The organism is Streptomyces sp. NBC_00669, from assembly GCF_036226785.1.
Taxonomy (GTDB): domain Bacteria; phylum Actinomycetota; class Actinomycetes; order Streptomycetales; family Streptomycetaceae; genus Actinacidiphila.
Genome location: NZ_CP109018.1, coordinates 5,728,332 through 5,747,467, shown reverse-complemented (window position 1 = coordinate 5,747,467; position 19,136 = coordinate 5,728,332). Strand labels below are relative to the sequence as shown.

Genomic DNA, 19,136 nt, shown 5'->3' with positions numbered 1-19,136 from the left:
CGGGCGGCCGCCTTGCGGGCCGGGGCCCTTGCCCGGGGTGCCTTGCCCGGGGCGGCTCAGCTCATGGTGAGGCGGACCGGGCGGACCCCTCCGACCAGGGCGGACAGCGCGCGGTCGATGTCCGCGCCGACGTACCAGTCGCCGGTGTGGTCGACCGCGTAGACCCTGCCGTCGGGGTCGATCGCCAGCAGCGCGCCGGACCCGGACTCCTCGCCGATCGGGCTGATCTCGGTCTCCAGGGCGCGCCCGAGGTCGCCGAAGGTGCGGGCCAGGTGCAGGCCGCGCAGCGGGTCGACGACGACCGGAGCGGGCGCGACCTGCCGGCCCGGCCCGGACACCGGGGGGATGGTCAGACCGCCGAACTCCGCCCACGCCTCGACGGCGGCCGGGAAGACCGCGTGCTGGTGGCCGCCCGGCGACAGGTGCCCGCGCAGCCGGTCCGCCCACTCCTCGGCCTGCTTGATGTCCCAGCGGCCCGGCTGCCACCCGGCCGCCCGCAACGCGGCGTCGACGCCCACCGGGAAGCGCGTGCCGCCGGCCGTGCCCGCGCTCACGCCCGCCCCACGCCGGGGTCGAACGGCCGCACCCCGAAGTGCGCGAGCAGCGGCGCGCAGGAGCGGCAGGGCGGCGCGTAGGCGCCGTGCGCGGGGTCGCCGTCCTCGCGTATCCGGCGCGCGGTGAGCTTGGCGCCGCGAAGCGCCTTGCGGGCCTCGCCCTGGGTGAGCGGGCGGCGCGAGGCCCGCTTGCCGCGGGTCGCCTCCACCGCCGTCAGGTGACGTGAAATCAGCACCGGTTCGGGGCACCGCCCGGTGAACCGCTCGCGCTGGGCGACCGGCAGCGCGTCCAGGAACTCCTGCACGATCGGGTGGAGCACGGGCGGCTGCTCCCCCTTGGCGCCGGTGCAGGTCAGCACCTCGTCGCGGATGGACAGCGCGGCCGCGATCGCGGGCAGGATGCCGTCCCTGCGGTGCCGCAGCACCGGGGGCTCCAGCGGGTCGCGGGCAGCGCTCCAGCTCAGCCTCGGGTCGGCGGTGCCCGCCGCTGGTAGGCGAGTTGTCATATCCTGCCCCGTTCCGTCATCCATCCGCCCAAGGCGGCAGCTCCCCCGTATGCCGAATCAGAGTGCCAAACAGGCCATCCGATGGGGAAGCGGAACGCGGTGTGGCGACCTTCCTGTGTGGGCCATGTCACCGTCTTGTGACGTTACGTCGGCGCCATGGACACGCAGCGCGCACATCTGCCGCCGTTCACCGGCCGGCCGCCGGCACACAGCGCGGTCACAGCGTCACCGCGCGCCGTTTACGGGGCCGTTCGCGACCGGGAGGATCGGATCGGCGCCGCGAACCGGCGCCGATCCCCCCACACACACGACCCAGGGAACGTGACCCCATGCACCGTGCCCGAAGAGACGCGGACGCCCCGAGCGCCCGCCGTGTACGACGTGTCCCCCGCCCGCGGCGTCCCCCACGCGCCCGGGCCCGCGCCGCCGCCCTCGCCGTGCTGCCCGCGCTGCTGCTGGCGGCCGGCTGCTCGTCCGGCTCCTCAGGTTCCACCGACGCCGACGGCGGCAAGGGCGGCGGGCGTTCCGCGGCCCAGGCGTCGGTCGACGCCGGCAAGGCGCCGCTGAGCGTGGCCCAGCTCTCCCGCGCGCTCGTCACCGACCATGACGTGCCCGGCTGGGTGATCGAGATGACGCAGACCGACGACGGCACCGCGACCACCGCGCCGGCCGGGGGCTTCGACCCCGACGACCTGGGCGCGCAGGACGACACCAGCGGCTCGCCGGTGCTGGTCGCCGACAAGCCCGAGTGCCGGCCGCTGGCCGACGTCAGCAGCTCGCAGCCCGCGATCCACCGGATGGCGTCGGTCGGCGCCACCTTCGCCGAGGCCACTCCCACGGCCGGTGAGGCCCCAAAGGAGATCGACCGGATGCTGATCGCCAGCCACGCCCCGGGCGACGCGCGGAAGGTGATGGCCGCGATCAAGGGCGCGCTCGCCACCTGCACCGCGTTCGAGGCCCGCGACCAGAACGGCACCCGTACGCCCTTCCGGGTCGGGAAGGGCCCGGCGGTGAAGGTCGGCGACGAGTCGGTGGCGTACGTCATGACCGACACCGCGGACAGGAAGACCGGCGCGGCCCTGGTGACGGTGGTGCGCACCGGCGACACCGTGACCTCCTACCTGTCGACGAAGACCGAAGGGGGCGCCGGGCAGGTGCCGTTGGAGGTCGCCCGCAAGGAGGACCGGAAGCTGCGGGCGGCCCTGGCCGCGCGGAAGTGAGCGGCGCCGCGCACGGGACGGCGGCCGGAGAGGAGGAGTGCGTCACCGTGACCGTGTGGTGATCGTGTTGTGAGCAGTGCCATAGGAGGCAGGGCGGGCCCGGTGCCGTAGAGTCGCGCGGCAGCGGGCCCACGCCCGCGAGGGCCGGGCCGGGACGCTCCGGACCGGACGCGGCACGCGGGCAGGGGCGGCGCCGCGCAGCCGGGCCCGCACACGACACAGGGGTACTCATCGATGCGGATACGCGCACGCCGTCGCCTACCGACCGGTAGCCGCAAGGTGCTGGCAGTGGCCGTACTGCTGCCCGCGCTCGCGCTCACCGCGGCCTGCGGGGGCGGCGGGGGCGGCGGGAAGAGCAAGGACAGCGGCAGCGGCAGCGCGGCGTCCCGGAAGCTGACCCGCTCGGTGATCACGGCGAAGGACCTCGACCACCTCAAGGTGGTGCCCGCGACCAGTACGAGCCAGCTCCTGGGCGACGAGCAGACCACCGACCCCGCCGCGTGCCAGCCGGTGGCCGACCAGTGGAGCCTCAAGCCGAAGCTGGCCCGCACCGTCTACACCGGCGCGCTGGTCACCGACACCGCCGCCAAGGACGCGGGCGCCAAGACGATCTCGCTGGAGGTCGTGGCGTCGTATCCGGCGGGCCGCGCGAAGCAGGTGCTCGACCAGCTGTCCACCGCGGTCGCCCACTGCCCCGGCTACAAGGTCACGCGCAACGGCCGGACGTCGCAGTTCACGGTCAAGAGCGTCGACCCGTCCACCGGGCCCGCCGATTCCGCCGGCACCTACGGCGACCAGCGGGTCACCTACACCGTCACCGACCCCGCCCTCGGGGCCTCCGGGGTGGCGCTGGTCACCGTCCTCCGGGTCGGCGACTCCACCGCCGCCTTCGAGACCGTCCGCGCCGACCACAAGACCGCGTCGCTGCGCCCGGCGATCGCCGGCAAGCAGGTCGCCAAGTTGCGGGCCGCGGCGGGCGGCAGCTGAGACCCGTACCGGCTGCGGCGGGCGGGAGCCGTCGCGAAACCGGGCCGATCCGGGGCCGATCGGGGCGATCCGGATGGCGGTGGCCGAGTTGTCCACAGGGACGAGGACGGGACCCACGCCGCTCTTGCCGGACCCCCTAGGCTGTCGTCATCAGCTCAGACGCAGCAGGGGGCAACCGCCATGACCACAGGCCCGCAAGGGCTGGGATCACCTCCCGGACCCGTAGCCGCCGCGCAGGCCGCGCCACCGAACGCGGCCTACGCCGGACAGGTCGTGCACTTTCCCGACCCGGTCCGGGCCGCCCGCCACCCGCAAGGCGTGTGGGTGGACGACGAGGGCTACCCCGACTTCTCGCCGTACGCCCGCGCGGCGGCGGAGATAGCCGAGCCTCCGGAGGGCTTCGGCGTGGACGAACTGCGCCTGACGGACTACGTCTCGGCGAACGCCGCCCTGCACGCCGCCGGGCACGAACTGTGGGGCAACCTGCTGCCGGTGGCCACCCCGCACGGCTGGACCTGGCACCACGTCCGCGGCAGCCGCCGGCTGGAGTTGGTGCCGGTCGAGGTCAAGTCGCTGCTGCGGCACCACGGCGGGCTGGCCACCTCGGTGGCCGACCACACCAAGCGCGGCACCCGCCCGCTCCAGGAGACCCGCCCCGTGCACTTCGGGCTGCCCAAGGAGCCGGTCGCGGTCACCGAGCAGCAGGTCCGCGACGTGGAGGAGGAGTTGGGGTACCGCCTGCCCGGCGCGTACCGCGCCTTCCTGAAGGCCGCCGGCGGCTGCGCCCCCCAGGGCGTCGCCCTCGACCCCGGCCTCGGCCTGCTGCTGGACCAGCCGTTCTTCACCGTCCGCGACGACGCGGCGGTCAACGACCTCGTGTACGTCAACAAGTGCCTGCGCGACCACCTCACCAAGGACTACCTCGCGATCGGCTACGTCCAAGGCGGCCTCCTCGCGGTCCGGGTGAAGGGCGAGGGCACCGGCTCCGTCTGGTTCTGCGGTTACGACGACGCGCGCGACGGCGACGGGTGGGACACCCCGGCGGACCGGGTGGCCGACCTGCTGCTGCCCTGCGGCGACTCGTTCGACGAGTTCCTGCTGCGACTGGCCGGCAATCCACCCGAGTTGGACACGGTCGCGAATCTGATGGTCGACGGCGGCTTCGCCGACGCCGTAGCCGTGGAGGGATGAGACAGCACATGGTCACTTTCGCGCAGGCGCAGGAGCGCGCGGAGCGCTGGGTGAACGCGGACGTCCCCGCGTACGAGACCCGGGAGATCCGGGTCCGGGAGTTCGACCTGGGCTTCGTGGTGTGGTCCGAGGCCCGGGAGGACGGCCCGTCCTCCGACGAGGGGTCGGTCCGGGTGGTGATCGCCCGTGACAGCGGCGACGCCACCTTGTGGCCCGCTCTGCCCATCGGCGAACTCATTCGCCGCTACGAGGAGGAGTACGGCCCGGTGCCCGATGACGCGGCGCCCGAGCCGCCCCAGCGACTCGACCTCGAAGCGACCTCGTTCCTGCTCAGCCCCCCGCAGTGGCTCCAGGACGCCGCCGACCGGATGGGCATCCCGGACCGCCGGCCGTCCGCCGCCGAGCAGCCCCCGGTGCCCGCTCCCGCGGCGGGCGACGCCCCGGCGGCCGGGGAGCCGGCGCCCTCGACCGGCGGCCGTATCGACTACCGCCGTCCCGGCGACGGCGGCGGGCAGGACGTGGGGTCCGGCGCGGCGCCGGCCGCTGCCGCGGCGGGTTCCGGCGCGCAGGGCGGCATCGACTACCGGCGCCCCGGCGACAGCGGCGCCTCCCGTCCGGGCCCGGCCGACCAGCCGGACGGGCAGCAGGCAGCGGCAGCGGCCGACTCCGGGTCCGGGTCCGGGTCCGGGTCCGCCGGATCGACGGGCGGCGGCGCGCCGGGCCCCACGGGTTCCGGCTCGGGCGGCATCGACTACCGGCGGCCCGGCTCGGTGCCCTCGCAGAGCTCGGGCGGCGGCAGTTGGGCCGGGAAGACGGTGAACGACTCCGGCGAGGGGCAGTCCGTCCCGGTGCCGGCGACCGTCTTCGCCCCGCCGATCAGCGACACGGACCAGGCCGAGGAGCCGGCGACGGGCGCGGAGGCCAGGACCGAGCTGCTGTCCGGGCGGAGTTCGCTGCCCCGCACCGCGCCCGCACCGCAGCAACAGCAACAGCAACCGGCACCCCCGGCCCGGCCCGGGGTGCCGCACACGATCGGCGGTTCCGAGTACCCGCCGCCCGGTGGTCCGGCGGTTCCGCTGCCGCCGCCGGGCAGCGCGGGCGGTCCGGCCGGTCCGGCCGCGCCCGTGGGCCCCGGCCCCGCCGACATCGGCCGGCAGCCGAACCAGGGCCAGGCACCGGGCCAGGGTCAGGGCCCCGGCCAGGGTCCGGCTCAGGGCACCCCGCCCCCGCCGCCATATTCCGGTCCGCCCGCACCCGGCGCGGGCACCCCGCCCCCCGCGGGCAACAACCCGCACTACGCGGCCACCATGCTCGCCGGACCCGGCACGACCCCGCCCGGTCCCGGCGCGGGCGGCCCTCCCCCGCCGCCCCCGTACATGGGCACGCCCCCGCCCGGCGCGGGCACCCCGCCGCCCCCGCCGCCCGGTGCCGGCACCCCGCCGCCCGCGGCCAACGACCCGCACTACGCGGCCACCATGCTCGCCGGACCCACCCTGCCCCCGCCCGGCATGGGCACCCCGCCCCCGCCGCCGCCCGGAGCAGGAACTCCGCCGCCGCCCCCGGGAATGGGCACTCCGCCCCCCGGTGCCGGCACCCCGCCGCCCGCGGGCAACGACCCGCACTACGCGGCCACCATGCTCGCCGGACCCGGCATGCCGCCGCCCGGCATGGGCACCCCGCCCCCGCCGCCGCCCGGCATGGGCGGGCCGGCGATGGCCCCGCCCGCGCCGCCCGGATACGGCTACCCGCAGGGCGGAGCGGTGCCCACGGTCGGCCCCGGCTACATGGCGGTGCTGCGCTACCGCGGCCAGGACGGCAGCGAGCAGCAGCTCATCCGGCGGTCGGCGCCGGGCACCCCGCACCCGGAGTGGCAGATCCTGCACGAGTTGCGCTCGCTGGGCATCCGTCCGGAGCAGGTGCTCGAACTCCACACCGAGCTGGAGTCCTGCGATCTGCCCGGCGGCTACTGCACCCGGATGATCCGGGAGACCTGGCCGCAGGTGCGGATCAGCCACACCGCGCCGTACGGCCGCGACCACGCCGGCCGCCGGCAGGGCGTCCAGCACCTGCTCACCCACCAGGGCGAGCTGCACCAGGTGGCCGGCGCCCCGGCCCGGCCGCAGCCGCAGCGGGTGCCGATGCCCGATCCGCACAGCGTGCTGCGGGTGCCGCCGGTCGGTCTCGACGTGATCGGCCAGGAGGTGGCGAGCGCGTTCGGGCCGCAGGGCGTGTTCAGGTTCGAGCAGCGGGCCGTGTCCCGGCAGGGCGTGCCGGACATCGTGGCCCAGACACTGATGTGGTCGGGGCTGCCGGTCGACTTCTCGCCGTTCTTCTGGGCGCAGGCCCAGCCCGGTCAGCCGGTGCCCACGCTCGCCGAACTGGCCGCGCAGCGCGGGGTGCAGCCGGCCGCGGACGCCGGGTCGTACCTCGTGATGGGCAACGACTTCGGCCGCCAGCTGTGCGTGCAGTACGGCACCGCGCACATCGTCGCGGTGCCGCTGGAGGCCGGGCCGGGCGGGCAGCCGGCGCAGCCGCAGTTCGTCAACTCCAGCCTGCCGGAGTTCGCCCGCTGCATGGCGCTGCTGGGCCGGATGTGGCGGCTGCGGATCGGGTTGACGCCGGAGCAGGCCGGGCACTGGACGGTGGACTTCCAGGCCCAACTGGCCGCGCAGGACCCGGCCGCGATCGCCTCGCCCGACAACTGGTGGTCGGTGCTGGTCGAGCAGATGTGGGACGGGCTGCTGTAGGCGGATCGTACGGATGTGCGGCCGTTTCGTGCGGGCCGGGTGGAAGCTGCGTCTTCCGCTCGGCCCGTCCGCGTTTCCGGGGTAGGAGACAGTCGGAGTGTCGAGGCTCTTACAATTCGGGCATAAGCGATAAATGGGAACACGGGAACGGCCCGACGTCGCGAGGGGCAGTGGCCATGAGCAGTGATACGTCCGCATCGACGCAGACGCAGCCGGAGGCACGGGAGAGGTTCGGTGCGGCGCGCGGACGCGGCTACCGGCCGGACCAGGTCGACCGCTTCCTGGACGAGCTGTCCGAGGACCGGGACGCGGCCTGGGAGCGGGCCGCCCGGCTGACCGTGCTCGCCAACGAGATGGACGCCGAGTGCACCTCCCTGCGGCAGCAGGTCGAGGCGCTCGGTCCGACCGACTTCGCCCGGCTCGGCGCCGGCGCGCAGGAACTGCTCCAGATGGTCGAGGACGAGGCCGCCGCGGTACGCGAACGCGCCGAGGTCGAGGCGCAGTACGCCCGGGACGCCGCCGACACCGCCCGCCGCACCCTCCAGGACGAGGCCCGCGCGGCCGCGTCCGCACGGCTCTCCGCCGCCGAGGAGCAGGCCCAGCACGTACTGGACGAGGCGTGCGGGCGCGCCGCGGAGATCCTCGGCGCCGCCCGCGCCGAAGCCGACTCCGTACGGGGCGAGGCCGGCGCCGCGCTCGACGCGATGCAGCAGCAGGTCGACCGGGACCGGGCCGCCGTCGACGCGGAGCAGCGCGAGCGGGTCGAGAGCCTGGAGCAGGAGCTCGCCGAGCAGCAGGCCGTGGTCGACGGCCGGCTGTCCGGGCTGCTCGCCGACGCGGAACGCCGCTTGGCGCAGGCGCAGCAGGAGCGGGCCGACGCGGAGGCGGCGCTGCGCGACCAGCAGGCCGAGGCCGACGCGCGGGCCGACGCGTTGATCGCGGAGGCGCGCACCCATGAGGAGAGGGTGCGGCGGGACGCGGAGCGGGTGCTGCGGGAGCACGAACTGCACCGGGACGAGGTGCGGGCGCACCTGGCGCACATCAAGGCCACGCTCTCGGAGTTGACCGGGCGCCCCTGACGCGTGCGGCGCCGCTGACGCGCGGGGCACCCCCTGACCCACCGGGGCGCGCCGTCCTGCCGGTTCGGGGCGCACCTGCCGGTGGAGGGTTGCCCGCCCCCACGCGCCCCTTGCGCGGGGTACCCCGGGGGTCAGGGCGCCGTCGGGACCATCGCGGAGACGCGGAAGCCGCCGTCGGGAGTGGGGCCGGCGGCGAACCCGCCGCCATGGGCGGTGACCCGCTCCCGCATCCCGGTGAGCCCGTGCCCGCCGCTCGGCAGCGCCGTGGCGACCACCGCCTCGGCCGGGCCGTTGACGATGAGGACGGCCACCTCGGCCTCGCGGTAGGCGAGCCGCACCTGCGCCTTCGCCCCGACCGCGTGCTTGCGCACGTTCGTGAGCGCCTCCTGCACCACGCGGTAGACGGTCGCCTCGATCCGCCGCCCGCAGGGCCGCTGCTCGCCCTCGACGGCCAGCTCGACCCCCATCCCGGCCGCCCGCGACTCCTGTACGAGCTGCGCCAGCTCCGCCAGGCTCGGCCCGGCGTCGGGCTCGTGGCCGAGCCCCGCCTCGACCCCTGCCTCGGCCGCGGCGTCGACCCCCGCCTCGCCGGCCGCCGGGTCCGCCGCGCCACCCGCGTACTTCGCCCGGGGCGTGGCATCCCCCGTCCCCGTGCCCGAGGCCGAACGCAGCACCCCGAGCATCTGCCGCAGCTCGGTGAGCGCTTGCCGCCCCATGTCGCCCAGCAGTTCCGCGCTCGCCGACGCCTTGGCCGGGTCCTTCAGCGCCACCGCCTTCAGCGCGGCCGCGTGCACGACCATCAGGCTCACCCGGTGCGCGACCACGTCGTGCATCTCCCGGGCGATCCGGGCCCGCTCGGCCGCCCGCGCCCGCTCGGCCCGCTCCAGCGCCTTCTCCGCCAGCAGCTCCAGCTCGCGCTCCAGGCCGTCGGCCCGGTCCCGCAGGCTCTCCACCAGCCGGCGGCGGGCCCGTACGTACAGCCCGAACAGCACCGGCGGCGCGGTGAGGCCGAAGGCGACCAGGATCGAGATGGCCAGCACCAGCGGCAGCCCGAGCCGGCTGCTGGAGTGCCGCACGCTGGACTCGATGCTCACGAAGGCGACGAGCATGGTGCCCAGGCCGCTCATCCCGGCGAACAGCGCCGTCAGCCGGCGCGGCACCTCGGACGCGGCCAGGGTGTAGAAGCCCACCATGGACAGGATGAGGCCGGTCTGCGCGGGGGTGACCGCGATCGCGACCAGCACCACCGCGATCGGCCAGCGCCGGCGCAGCACCAGCATCGCGCCCACCAGCAACCCGATCAGGGCGCCCAGTCCGCTGACGATCCCGATCCTCGCCGCGAACGTGGCGCCCTCGAAGGACGCCTCCAGCGCCGAGGCCGCCGCCAGCGACACGTCCAGCGCGACACTTCGCCGCCTCGTCCACCACCACAGGCCGGACCAGGACCCCGCGTGTGCCGCGTCGGCCTCCTCGTCCGGTACGCGCGCCCCCGTCGTACTCATGCCGTCCAGCGTAGGCGGTACCCGGAGCACGGGAACGGCCCGTCCTGGTGTCCGTCTGTTGGGCCGGGCGTCTCGCCGCGCGGCCTCCGACCTATCCTGGACCGGTCGGACAGCGCGGTCCGCGAGTCCCCGTACCCGAGTTCGTACCCACTCGTCTCCCAAGCCGTCGCCCATCCCACTGCACAAGGAGCCGCACCTGTGAGCAGCGCCGACACCCCACCGGACAGCAGCACCGCCCTGCGAGCCGATATCCGACGCCTGGGCGAACTGCTGGGCGGCACCCTCGTCCGGCAAGAGGGCCAGGAACTCCTCGACCTGGTCGAGAAGGTACGCGCACTGACCCGCAGCGACGGCGAGGCCGCCGCCGCACTGCTCGGCGAGACCGACCTGGAGACCGCGGCGAAGCTGGTCCGCGCCTTCTCCACCTACTTCCACCTTGCCAACGTCACCGAGCAGGTGCACCGTGGCCGCGACCTGCGCTCCCGCCGGGCCAACGAGGGCAGCCTGCTGGCCCAGACCGCCGACCTGCTCAAGGACGGCGACCCCGTACACGTGCGGGAGAGCGTGCAGAACCTCAACGTGCGGCCGGTCTTCACCGCGCACCCCACCGAGGCGGCCCGCCGCTCGGTGCTGAACAAGCTGCGCCGGATCGCCGAGCTGCTGGACCAGACCCCGGTCTCCTCCGGCGACCGGCGGCGCGCGGACCTGCGGCTGGCCGAGAACATCGACCTGCTGTGGCAGACCGACGAGCTGCGGGTGGTCCGCCCCGAGCCGGCCGACGAGGCCCGCAACGCGATCTACTACCTCGACGAGCTGCACGCCGGCGCGGTCGGCGACGTCCTGGAGGACCTGGCCGCGGAGCTGGAGCGGGTCGGGGTGCCGCTGCCGCCGCAGACCCGCCCGCTGACCTTCGGCACCTGGATCGGCGGCGACCGCGACGGCAACCCCAACGTCACACCCGAGGTGACCTGGGACGTGCTGATCCTCCAGCACGAGCACGGCATCACCGACGCGCTGGAGCAGGTCGACTTCCTGCGCGGCGCGCTGTCGAACTCCATCCGCAACTCCGGCGCGAGCCAGGAGCTGCTGGACTCCCTCTCCGACGACCTGGTGGCGCTGCCGGAGATCAGCCCCCGCTACAAGCGGCTGAACGCCGAGGAGCCCTACCGGCTGAAGGCCACCTGCATCCGGCAGAAGCTGGTCAACACCCGTGAGCGGCTGGCCGGTGGCACTCCGCACGTCCCCGGCCGGGACTACCTGGGCAGCGCCGAGCTGCTGACCGACCTGCAGCTGATCCAGGACTCGCTGCGCGCCCACCGCGGCGGCCTGATCGCCGACGGCCGCACCGACCGGACGATCCGCACACTCGCCGCGTTCGGCCTGCAACTGGCCACCATGGACGTGCGCGAGCACGCCGAGGCGCACCACCACGCGCTCGGCCAGCTCTTCGACCGGCTCGGCGAGGAGTCCTGGCGGTACTCCGACATGCCGCGCGACTACCGCCGCAAGCTGCTCGCGAAGGAGCTGCGCTCGCGCCGCCCGCTGGCCCCGAGCCCGGCGCCGCTGGACGCCGCGGGCGCGAAGACGCTCGGCGTCTTCCACACCATCCGCGAGGCGTTCGAACGGTTCGGCCCGGAGGTCGTGGAGTCGTACATCATCTCCATGTGCCTGGGCTCCGACGACGTGTTCGCCGCAGCGGTGCTGGCCCGCGAGGCCGGGCTGATCGACCTGCACGCCGGGGTCGCGAAGATCGGCATCGTGCCGCTGCTGGAGACCACCGACGAGCTGAAGATCGCCGACAAGCTGCTCGACGAGATGCTCTCCGACCCCTCCTACCGGCGGCTGGTGTCGCTGCGCGGCGACGTGCAGGAGGTCATGCTCGGCTACTCCGACTCCTCGAAGTTCGGCGGCATCACCACCTCGCAGTGGGAGATCCACCGCGCGCAGCGCCGGCTGCGCGACGTCGCACACCGGCACGGGGTGCGGCTGCGGCTCTTCCACGGCCGCGGCGGCACCGTCGGCCGCGGCGGCGGCCCCTCGCACACCGCGATCCTCGCGCAGCCGTGGGGCACCCTGGAGGGCGAGATCAAGGTGACCGAGCAGGGCGAGGTGATCTCGGACAAGTACCTGATCCCCTCGCTCGCCCGGGAGAACCTCGAACTGACGGTCGCGGCCACCCTCCAGGCGTCCGCGCTGCACACCGCGCCGCGGCAGTCCGACGAGGCGCTGGCGCGCTGGGACTCGGCGATGGAGATCATCTCCGAGGCCGCGCACTGCGCCTACCGCGAGCTGGTCGAGGACCCGGACCTGCCGAAGTACTTCTTCGCCTCCACCCCGGTCGACCAGCTCGGCGAGCTGCACCTGGGCTCGCGTCCGTCCCGCCGGCCGGACTCCGGCGCGGGCCTGGACGGCCTGCGGGCCATTCCGTGGGTCTTCGGCTGGACCCAGTCCCGGCAGATCGTGCCCGGCTGGTTCGGCGTCGGCTCCGGGCTGAAGGCGGCGCGTGAGGCCGGCCTGGACTCGGTGATCGAGGAGGCGCACGGCCAGTGGCACTTCTTCCGCAACTTCCTGTCCAACGTCGAGATGACGCTGGCCAAGACCGACCTGCGGATCGCCCGCCACTACGTCGACACCCTTGTGCCCGACGAGCTGAAGCACGTCTTCGCCACGATCGAGGCGGAGCACGAGCTGACCGTGCGCGAGGTGCTGCGGATCACCGGCGAGTCCGAACTGCTCGCCGCCAGCCCGGTGCTGGCGCAGACCTTCCACATCCGCGACCAGTACCTGGACCCGATCTCCTACCTCCAGGTGACGCTGCTCGCCCGGCAGCGCGAAGCGGCCGCCCGCGGTGAGGAGCCGGACCCGCTGCTGGCCCGCGCCCTGCTGCTGACGGTCAACGGTGTGGCCGCGGGTCTGCGCAACACGGGCTGACACCGCACCCGCACGTTCCCCGCGTCGCCACCCGGCGGCGCGGGGAACGTGCGATGCGGGGAACGTGCGACGGGGGGAACGTGCGACGCGGGACCCGCGCGGGCGATGTGCGCGGGGAACCTGCGCGGGGCGCCCGCGCGGGAAGGACGGGTGAGCAGCCGCGGGGGATCTGGCCGGCGGTTCCGCTTCGGGTCCGCCACCAGCGGCGGCACCCGGCCCGTCGGCGGCGCACGTCGGTAAAATCCAGGCCGGGAAGTTCGGCCAAGGTGGCTCCATTGTCCGGCCGAGCACCTACTCTTTTTCCACGACGCCGGTGGGGGCCGGCGTCCATCAGGGGGCGAGACGCACGGGGTCCGGCGCCTGGGCAAGGACGGCGGTCCCTGCCCGGTGCCGGGCTCCAAGCGAGGCGGACGCCCCATCGCCACTGGGGGAGTGCCGTGAATCGGGAGTGGTGTCCGTGGGTCGTATCCGGGTCCTCGTCGTCGACGACCATCGCATCTTCGCCGAGTCGCTCGCGGCCGCCCTCGCGGCCGAGCCCGACGTCGACGTGTCCGCGGCGGGCAGCGGCTCCGCCGCGCAGCGCTGCCTCGACCGCGCGGCCGCCGACGGCCGCCGCTACGACGTCCTGCTGGTCGACGCCGACCTGGGCGCCGGGCCGCGCCCGCCGGTGACGCTGGCCGCGGTCCCGCCGGCGCTGCCGTCGCAGCCGCGCCCGCTGGAGCCGCGCGACCCGGTGCTGGACGGCCTCGCGCTGGTGGAGCGGATCAGGGCCGCCTACCCGGGCACCCGTACCGTGGTGCTCGCCGAGCGGGACGACCCGGTGCGCGCCGCGCGGGCGCTGCAGGCCGGCGCGTCCGGCTGGGTCGCCAAGGACTGCTCGCTGTCGCGGCTGCTCGCGGTGGTCCGCGGGGTGCTGCGCGACGAGACGCACCTGCCGCCGGCGCTGCTGACCGGGGTGCTGCGGGAGCTGACCGCGGCGCGCCGGCACCGTACCGAGAGCGAGCAGCTGGTGGAGTCGCTGACGCCGCGCGAGCAGGAGGTGCTGCGCTGCATGGTGGCCGGGCTCGGCCGCAAGGCGGTCGCGGAGCGGCTGTTCCTGTCCCCGCACACCGTCCGCACCCACATGCAGAACGTGCTGGGCAAGCTCGGGGTGCACTCCACGCTCGCGGCGGTCGCGCTGGCCCGGCGGGCCGGGGTGGGCCCGGTCGAACTGCTGCCGTCAGCCGGGGACGTTGTCGAACGGCGCGGTTAGCTGCCGCAGCAGCCCGGCGAGTTCGGTGCGCTGCCGGTCGGTCAGCTCGCCCAGGATGGCCCGCTCCTGGGCGAGCAGCCCGGCCAGCGACTGGTCGGCGCGGTCCTGGCCCTGCGGGGTGAGCCGGACCAGCACGCCGCGCCGGTCGCTGGGGTCGGGCTGCCGCTCCACCAGCCGCTTCTTGGCGAGCCGGTCGATGCGGTTGGTCATGGTCCCGGAGGTGACGAGGGTCTGGGTGAGGAGCTGGCCGGGTGAGAGCTGGTACGGCTCGCCGGCCCGGCGCAGCGCGGTCAGCACGTCGAACTCCCACGGCTCCAGGCCGTGCTCGGCGAACGCGATCCGGCGGGCCCGGTCCAGGTGCCGGGCGAGCCTGCTGACCCGGCTGAGCACTTCGAGCGGCTCCACGTCGAGGTCGGGGCGCTCTCGGCGCCATGCAGCGACCAGCCGGTCGACCTCGTCCTCCATGGGATCAGTGTAGTAGGTCTGTCGACATGAAGTCTCTTGACATCAAGATATCTCTGGGAGCAGGCTGAAGGTGAAGGGCAGAACCTCGCCCTCCGTTTTCGCCGACTCCGTAGCACCCAGGGAGTACGAACGATGCCAGCAGCGCCGACGTGGGACCCGCACCAGTATCTCCGGCACTCCACCCATCGCACCCGCCCCTTCCTCGACCTCCTCACCCGGATCACCGAACTGCCCGGCGGCGACGCGCCCCGGATCGCCGACATCGGCTGCGGCCCGGGCAACGTCACGGCGCTGCTCGCCGACCGCTGGCCCGGCGCACACATCACCGGCTACGACAGCTCGGCCGACATGCTCGACGCGGCCCGCGAGCACGCCGGCCCCACCCCCGGCGGCGGGGAACTGGACTTCCGCAAGGCCGACGCGGCGGTGTGGACGCCCGACGAGCCCTTCGACTTGATCGTGTCCAACGCCGCGCTGCAGTGGGTGCCCGGACACGCCGACCGCTTCCCGTCCTGGCTGGAGCACATCAACCCCGGCGGCGTCCTCGCCTTCCAGGTGCCCGGCAACTTCAACGCCCCCAGCCATGCCCTGCTCGCCGAGTTGTGCGACACCCCCCACTGGCGCGCCCGCCTGGAGGGCCACGGCCGCCGCTACGTGCACATCCTCTCCCCCGCCGACTACCTGGAGCGCCTGACCGAGCTGGGCTGCACCGGCGTCGACGTCTGGGAGTCCACCTACGTCCAGTTGCTTCAGGGCGAGGACCCGGTGCTGGACTGGACGAAGGGCACCGCGCTGCGCCCGGTGCTCACCGCGCTGGAGGACGACCCGGTGGCCGCCCGGGAGTTCGTCGGGCAGTACCGCGACCTGCTCCGCAAGGCGTACCCGGTGGGGCCGCACGGCACGGTCTTCCCGTTCCGCCGGATCTTCGCGATCGCCCGCACCGCCGCCGCGCCCGCCGGGGCCGCGTCGTGATCGCCGGCCTCGACCACGTCCAGCTCGCCGCACCGCCCGGCAGCGAGCCACAGCTGCGCGCCTTCTACACCGGCGTCCTCGGCATGGCCGAACTGACCAAGCCGCCGGTGCTCGCGGGCCGCGGCGGCTGCTGGTTCTCGGCCGGCACCGCGGTGCTGCACCTGGGCATCGAGGAGCACTTCCGCCCCGCCCGCAAGGCCCACCCGGGCCTGCGCGTCAACGGCATCCACGGCTTCTCCAAGGAGCTCCAGGCCGCGGGCACGACGGTCGTATGGGACTACGACCTGCCCGGCCACCTGCGCTTCTACTGCGAGGACCCGGTCGGCAACCGGCTGGAGTTCCTGGAGCCGACCACCATCTGATCCGACCGTACGCCGCTGCCGCGATCCGGTCGTACGACCACCGGCACCACCGGCACCGCCGTACTACCGTCACCACCGCACCACCGCACCACCGCACCACCGCACCACCCGCCCGGCTCGCCGCACCTCGGCGGGCCGGGCTCACAACGTCAGGAACGCGCCGCCCAGCAGCGCCGCACCCGCCACCGCGAAGGTCCACGCGACGCGCGGCAGCCGCAGCCCCAGCGCGACCACGACCGCCGCCAGCAGCAGCGCCCCGCCCAAGGGCACGAACCCGAAGAGCAGCCCGCCCATCCCGTCGCGCACCCCGGTGTCCGTACCGGGCTTGAGCACCACCCCGACGGAGTCCCCCACGTGGTGACGCACCGGAAGGCTGACGGTGACCTTCGCGCGGGGGAGCGCGTCGCCGTGCGGCGCGAACGGCCCGGTGCAGTCCGTGTCGCCGCACGCCACCAACCGGACGGTGCCGTGGTCATGGCCCTTGCCGATCACCACGTACTGCGCGTCGCGCCACGAACCCCACGCGCCGGACACCAGAATCAGTGCCGCCACCGCCCCCACGCCCACCACCCGGGCGAACTGCACCAGCCCGCCCGCCTGCGCGGCACCGCGGTCACCGCTCCCAGTTGCCATGCGGGCGATCTTTGGCCATCGCATGCCACCGGGTCAACCTGCGGGCCCCGTACGGCAGTCGCGGCCGGGCCGGTCAGCCGTTGCCAGGGCCGGTCAGCCGTTGTAGCTGCTCTGCGCCCGCTCCAGCCCGCCGGTGACCAGCGCCTCGACGGCGTCGGCGGCCCGGTCCACGAACCACTCCAGTTCCTTGCGCTCGGCCGAGGAGAAGTCCTTGAGCACGAACGCCGCCACGTCCATCCGCCCGGGCGGCCGGCCGATTCCGGCCCGCACCCGCAGATAATCGGCGCCGAGCGACTTCGTGATGGACTTCAGCCCGTTGTGGCCGTTGTCGCCGCCGCCGAGCTTGAGCCGCAGGGTGGGGAAGTCGATGTCCAACTCGTCGTGGACCGCGATGATCCGGTCGGTCGGCACCTTGTAGAACTCCTTCAGCGCGGTGACCGGCCCGCCCGAGAGGTTCATGTACGACATCGGCTTGGCCAGCACCACCCGCGCGCTCGCCGGGCCGGGCGGCCCGATCCGCCCCTCGACCACCTGCGCCTGCGCCTTGTGGGCCCGCTTGAACTTCCCGCCCATCCGCTCGGCGAGCAGGTCGGCCACCATGAACCCGATGTTGTGCCGGTTGCCGGCGTACTCCGGCCCCGGGTTGCCCAGGCCCACCACCATCCAGGGCCCTGTGCTGTCGCTCATCCACGTCTCCGAAAGCAGTCGCCGTACACCGTAGAACCGTAAGGGGCGCGCATCCTGGCCGGCGGTCCTTACACGCGCCCGCCGCGTACGACCGCCGCACCGCGCAAACGGCCGCCGCCGCACCCGGAGGTACGACGGCGGCCGGCGCGTTCTGGTTCAGCTCTCGTCGGAGGCGTCCGCGGCGGGCGCCTCGGCGGCGGCCTCGCCCTCACCCTCGGCGGGCTCCTCGGCCTCGGCCTGCGCGGAGACGACCTGGATCACCACGGCGTCCTCCTCGGTGACCAGCGTGGTGCCCTTGGGCAGCTCGACGTCCTTCGCCAGGATGGACGCGCCCGCCTCCAGACCCTCGACGGAGACCGTGAACGCCTCGGGGATGTGGGTCGCCTCGGCCTCGACCGACAGCGTGTTGAGCACGTGCTCCAGCAGGTTGCCGCCCGGGGCCAGCTCGCCCTCGGCGGAGACCGGCACCTCGACGGTGACCTTCTCGCCGCGCTTCACGGACAGCAGGTCGATGTGCTCGATGAAGCCCTTCAGCGGGTCGCGCTGCACCGCCTTGGGGATGACCAGCTCGGACGCGCCGTCGATGTCCAGCGAGATCAGCACGTTCGGGGTGCGCAGCGCGAGCAGCAGCTCGTGGCCGGGGACCGTGACGTGCCGGGGGTCGGCGCCGTGGCCGTACACGACCGCGGGGACCTGGTTGGCGCGGCGCACCCGGCGGGCGGCACCCTTGCCGAACTCGGTGCGCGCCTGGGCGGGGATCTTCACTTCAGCCATGGGAATCGGCTCCTCGTAATGGTGGGCAGTACGGTCGCCCGGCCGCGACGGGCCGATCCTTCACGAGGAGCGCGTCGATAACGGAGGTGCTGCGGACGTACGTCCGGGCCCTTCCCTCGCCGAGCAACCTCGACAGCGTAACCGTGGGAAGGGCCCGGAACGAAATCCGTGCGGCGGGCGGCCTGACGGCGCCCTGTCAGCTCGAGCGCCCTGTCAGCTCAAGTGCTGGGTCAGTGCGCGTCCTCGAAGAGGCTGGTGACCGAACCGTCCTCGAAGACCTCGCGCACCGCGTTCGCGATGGTCGGCGCCATCGACAGCACGGTGATCTTGTCGAGGTCGGTCTCCGCCGGCGTCGGCAGCGTGTCGGTGAAGACGAACTCGCTGACCTTGGAGTTCTTCAGCCGGTCCGCGGCGGGCCCGGAGAGCACCCCGTGCGTGGCGGTGACGATGACGTCCTCCGCGCCGTTGGCGAACAGCGCGTCCGCCGCGGCGCAGATGGTGCCGCCGGTGTCGATCATGTCGTCGACCAGCACGCACACCCGGCCCTTGACGTCGCCGACCACCTCGTGGACCTTCACCTGGTTGGCGACGTCGGGGTCGCGGCGCTTGTGCACGATCGCCAGCGGCGCGCCCAGCCGGTCGCACCAGCGGTCCGCGACCCGGACCCGGCCGGCGTCCGGGGAGACCACGGTGAGCTTGGCCCGGTCCACCTTCGCGCCGACGTAGTCCGCCAGGACCGGCAGCGCGACCATGTGGTCCACCGGGCCGTCGAAGAAGCCCTGGATCTGGTCGGTGTGCAGGTCGACGGTGAGGATGCGCTCGGCGCCCGCGGTCTTGAACAGGTCGGCCATCAGCCGGGCCGAGATCGGCTCGCGGCCGCGGTGCTTCTTGTCCTGCCGGGCGTAGCCGTAGAACGGCACGATCACGGTGATGCTCCGCGCGGAGGCCCGCTTGAGAGCGTCGACCATGATGAGCTGTTCCATGATCCACTGGTTGATGGGGCTGGTGTGGCTCTGCATCAGGAAGCAGTCGGCGCCGCGGGCCGACTCCTCGAACCGCACATAGATCTCGCCGTTGGCGAAGTCGAAAGCACGGGTGGGGACGAGCTCTACACCCAGCTCGTATGCCACCGCCTCCGCCAGATCGGGGTGGGCGCGGCCGGAGAAGAGCATCAGCTTCTTCTCACCGGTCGTCTTGATCCCGGTCACTGCACCGTCTCCTTGGTGTTCGACTGGTGTTCGGCACAGCGTCGCCCGAAGTCGGGCGGGCTGGCG

17 protein-coding genes are annotated in these 19,136 nt (G+C 74.1%); 9 read left to right on the top strand and 8 right to left on the bottom strand.

The features are described 5' to 3' along the window. Positions 1-56 precede the first annotated feature (56 nt). Positions 57-554, bottom strand: a complete 498-nt coding sequence (locus OG896_RS24140) for an SUKH-3 domain-containing protein (protein WP_329368590.1) — start codon at positions 552-554, stop codon at positions 57-59. Beyond that, the gene (locus OG896_RS24135; protein ID WP_329368587.1) at positions 551-1,060 is read right to left on the bottom strand and encodes a YwqJ-related putative deaminase; all 510 of its coding nucleotides are present in this window, start codon (positions 1,058-1,060) and stop codon (positions 551-553) included. The genes OG896_RS24140 and OG896_RS24135 overlap by 4 nt, the downstream gene beginning before the upstream one ends. Before the next feature lie 329 nt (positions 1,061-1,389). Here OG896_RS24135 and OG896_RS24130 point away from each other — a divergent pair, with 329 nt between their 5' ends. The 5 genes from OG896_RS24130 to OG896_RS24110 all read left to right on the top strand — a co-directional run bounded on the left by OG896_RS24130 (position 1,390) and on the right by OG896_RS24110 (position 8,284). Continuing rightward, entirely contained in the window at positions 1,390-2,280 is an 891-nt protein-coding gene (locus OG896_RS24130; RefSeq protein ID WP_329368585.1) for a hypothetical protein, read from the top strand. A 288-nt stretch (positions 2,281-2,568) separates the two neighbouring features. Further along, the gene (locus tag OG896_RS24125) at positions 2,569-3,267 is read left to right on the top strand and encodes a hypothetical protein (protein ID WP_329368583.1); all 699 of its coding nucleotides are present in this window, start codon (positions 2,569-2,571) and stop codon (positions 3,265-3,267) included. Positions 3,268-3,447: 180 nt separating this feature from the next. Further along, complete coding sequence (locus tag OG896_RS24120) at positions 3,448-4,458, top strand: SMI1/KNR4 family protein (RefSeq protein WP_329368581.1); 1,011 nt, start codon at positions 3,448-3,450, stop codon at positions 4,456-4,458. Between the two features lie 8 nt (positions 4,459-4,466). Continuing rightward, the gene (locus tag OG896_RS24115) at positions 4,467-7,205 is read left to right on the top strand and encodes an SUKH-4 family immunity protein (RefSeq protein WP_329368579.1); all 2,739 of its coding nucleotides are present in this window, start codon (positions 4,467-4,469) and stop codon (positions 7,203-7,205) included. 176 nt (positions 7,206-7,381) lie between these two features. Further along, complete coding sequence (locus OG896_RS24110) at positions 7,382-8,284, top strand: DivIVA domain-containing protein (protein WP_329368577.1); 903 nt, start codon at positions 7,382-7,384, stop codon at positions 8,282-8,284. A 131-nt stretch (positions 8,285-8,415) separates the two neighbouring features. Here the strand turns inward: OG896_RS24110 and OG896_RS24105 are convergent, their stop codons facing one another. Next, the gene (locus OG896_RS24105) at positions 8,416-9,786 is read right to left on the bottom strand and encodes a sensor histidine kinase (protein ID WP_329368575.1); all 1,371 of its coding nucleotides are present in this window, start codon (positions 9,784-9,786) and stop codon (positions 8,416-8,418) included. A gap of 198 nt (positions 9,787-9,984) precedes the next feature. Here OG896_RS24105 and ppc point away from each other — a divergent pair, with 198 nt between their 5' ends. Together ppc and OG896_RS24095 are read left to right on the top strand one after the other, a co-directional pair. Continuing rightward, entirely contained in the window at positions 9,985-12,717 is a 2,733-nt protein-coding gene (gene ppc, locus OG896_RS24100; protein WP_329368573.1) for a phosphoenolpyruvate carboxylase, read from the top strand. Positions 12,718-13,174: 457 nt separating this feature from the next. Continuing rightward, positions 13,175-13,969, top strand: a complete 795-nt coding sequence (locus OG896_RS24095) for a response regulator transcription factor (RefSeq protein WP_328464854.1) — start codon at positions 13,175-13,177, stop codon at positions 13,967-13,969. Here OG896_RS24095 and OG896_RS24090 read toward each other — a convergent pair. Next, positions 13,937-14,434: a MarR family winged helix-turn-helix transcriptional regulator gene (locus OG896_RS24090; RefSeq protein WP_328464856.1), complete on the bottom strand. Its 498-nt coding sequence runs from the start codon at positions 14,432-14,434 to the stop codon at positions 13,937-13,939. The genes OG896_RS24095 and OG896_RS24090 overlap by 33 nt on opposite strands. Before the next feature lie 132 nt (positions 14,435-14,566). On the opposite strand from OG896_RS24090, the gene OG896_RS24085 reads away from it, so the two are divergent. Further along, positions 14,567-15,406 carry a trans-aconitate 2-methyltransferase gene (locus OG896_RS24085; RefSeq protein WP_329368568.1) on the top strand — a complete coding sequence of 280 codons (840 nt, stop codon included), beginning with the start codon at positions 14,567-14,569 and terminating at the stop codon, positions 15,404-15,406. Continuing rightward, entirely contained in the window at positions 15,403-15,768 is a 366-nt protein-coding gene (locus OG896_RS24080) for a VOC family protein (protein WP_329368566.1), read from the top strand. Before OG896_RS24085 ends, OG896_RS24080 begins: the two co-directional genes overlap by 4 nt. Before the next feature lie 141 nt (positions 15,769-15,909). Here OG896_RS24080 and OG896_RS24075 read toward each other — a convergent pair whose 3' ends face one another. The 4 genes from OG896_RS24075 to OG896_RS24060 form a co-directional block, all read right to left on the bottom strand. After that, positions 15,910-16,401, bottom strand: coding sequence for a hypothetical protein (locus OG896_RS24075; protein ID WP_329368564.1), 492 nt, complete (start codon positions 16,399-16,401; stop codon positions 15,910-15,912). Positions 16,402-16,494: 93 nt separating this feature from the next. After that, entirely contained in the window at positions 16,495-17,088 is a 594-nt protein-coding gene (pth, locus tag OG896_RS24070) for an aminoacyl-tRNA hydrolase (protein WP_329368562.1), read from the bottom strand. Positions 17,089-17,244: 156 nt separating this feature from the next. Beyond that, the gene (locus OG896_RS24065; protein ID WP_329368560.1) at positions 17,245-17,862 is read right to left on the bottom strand and encodes a 50S ribosomal protein L25/general stress protein Ctc; all 618 of its coding nucleotides are present in this window, start codon (positions 17,860-17,862) and stop codon (positions 17,245-17,247) included. Between the two features lie 230 nt (positions 17,863-18,092). Then, the gene (locus OG896_RS24060) at positions 18,093-19,070 is read right to left on the bottom strand and encodes a ribose-phosphate diphosphokinase (protein WP_329368558.1); all 978 of its coding nucleotides are present in this window, start codon (positions 19,068-19,070) and stop codon (positions 18,093-18,095) included. Positions 19,071-19,136 lie beyond the last annotated feature (66 nt).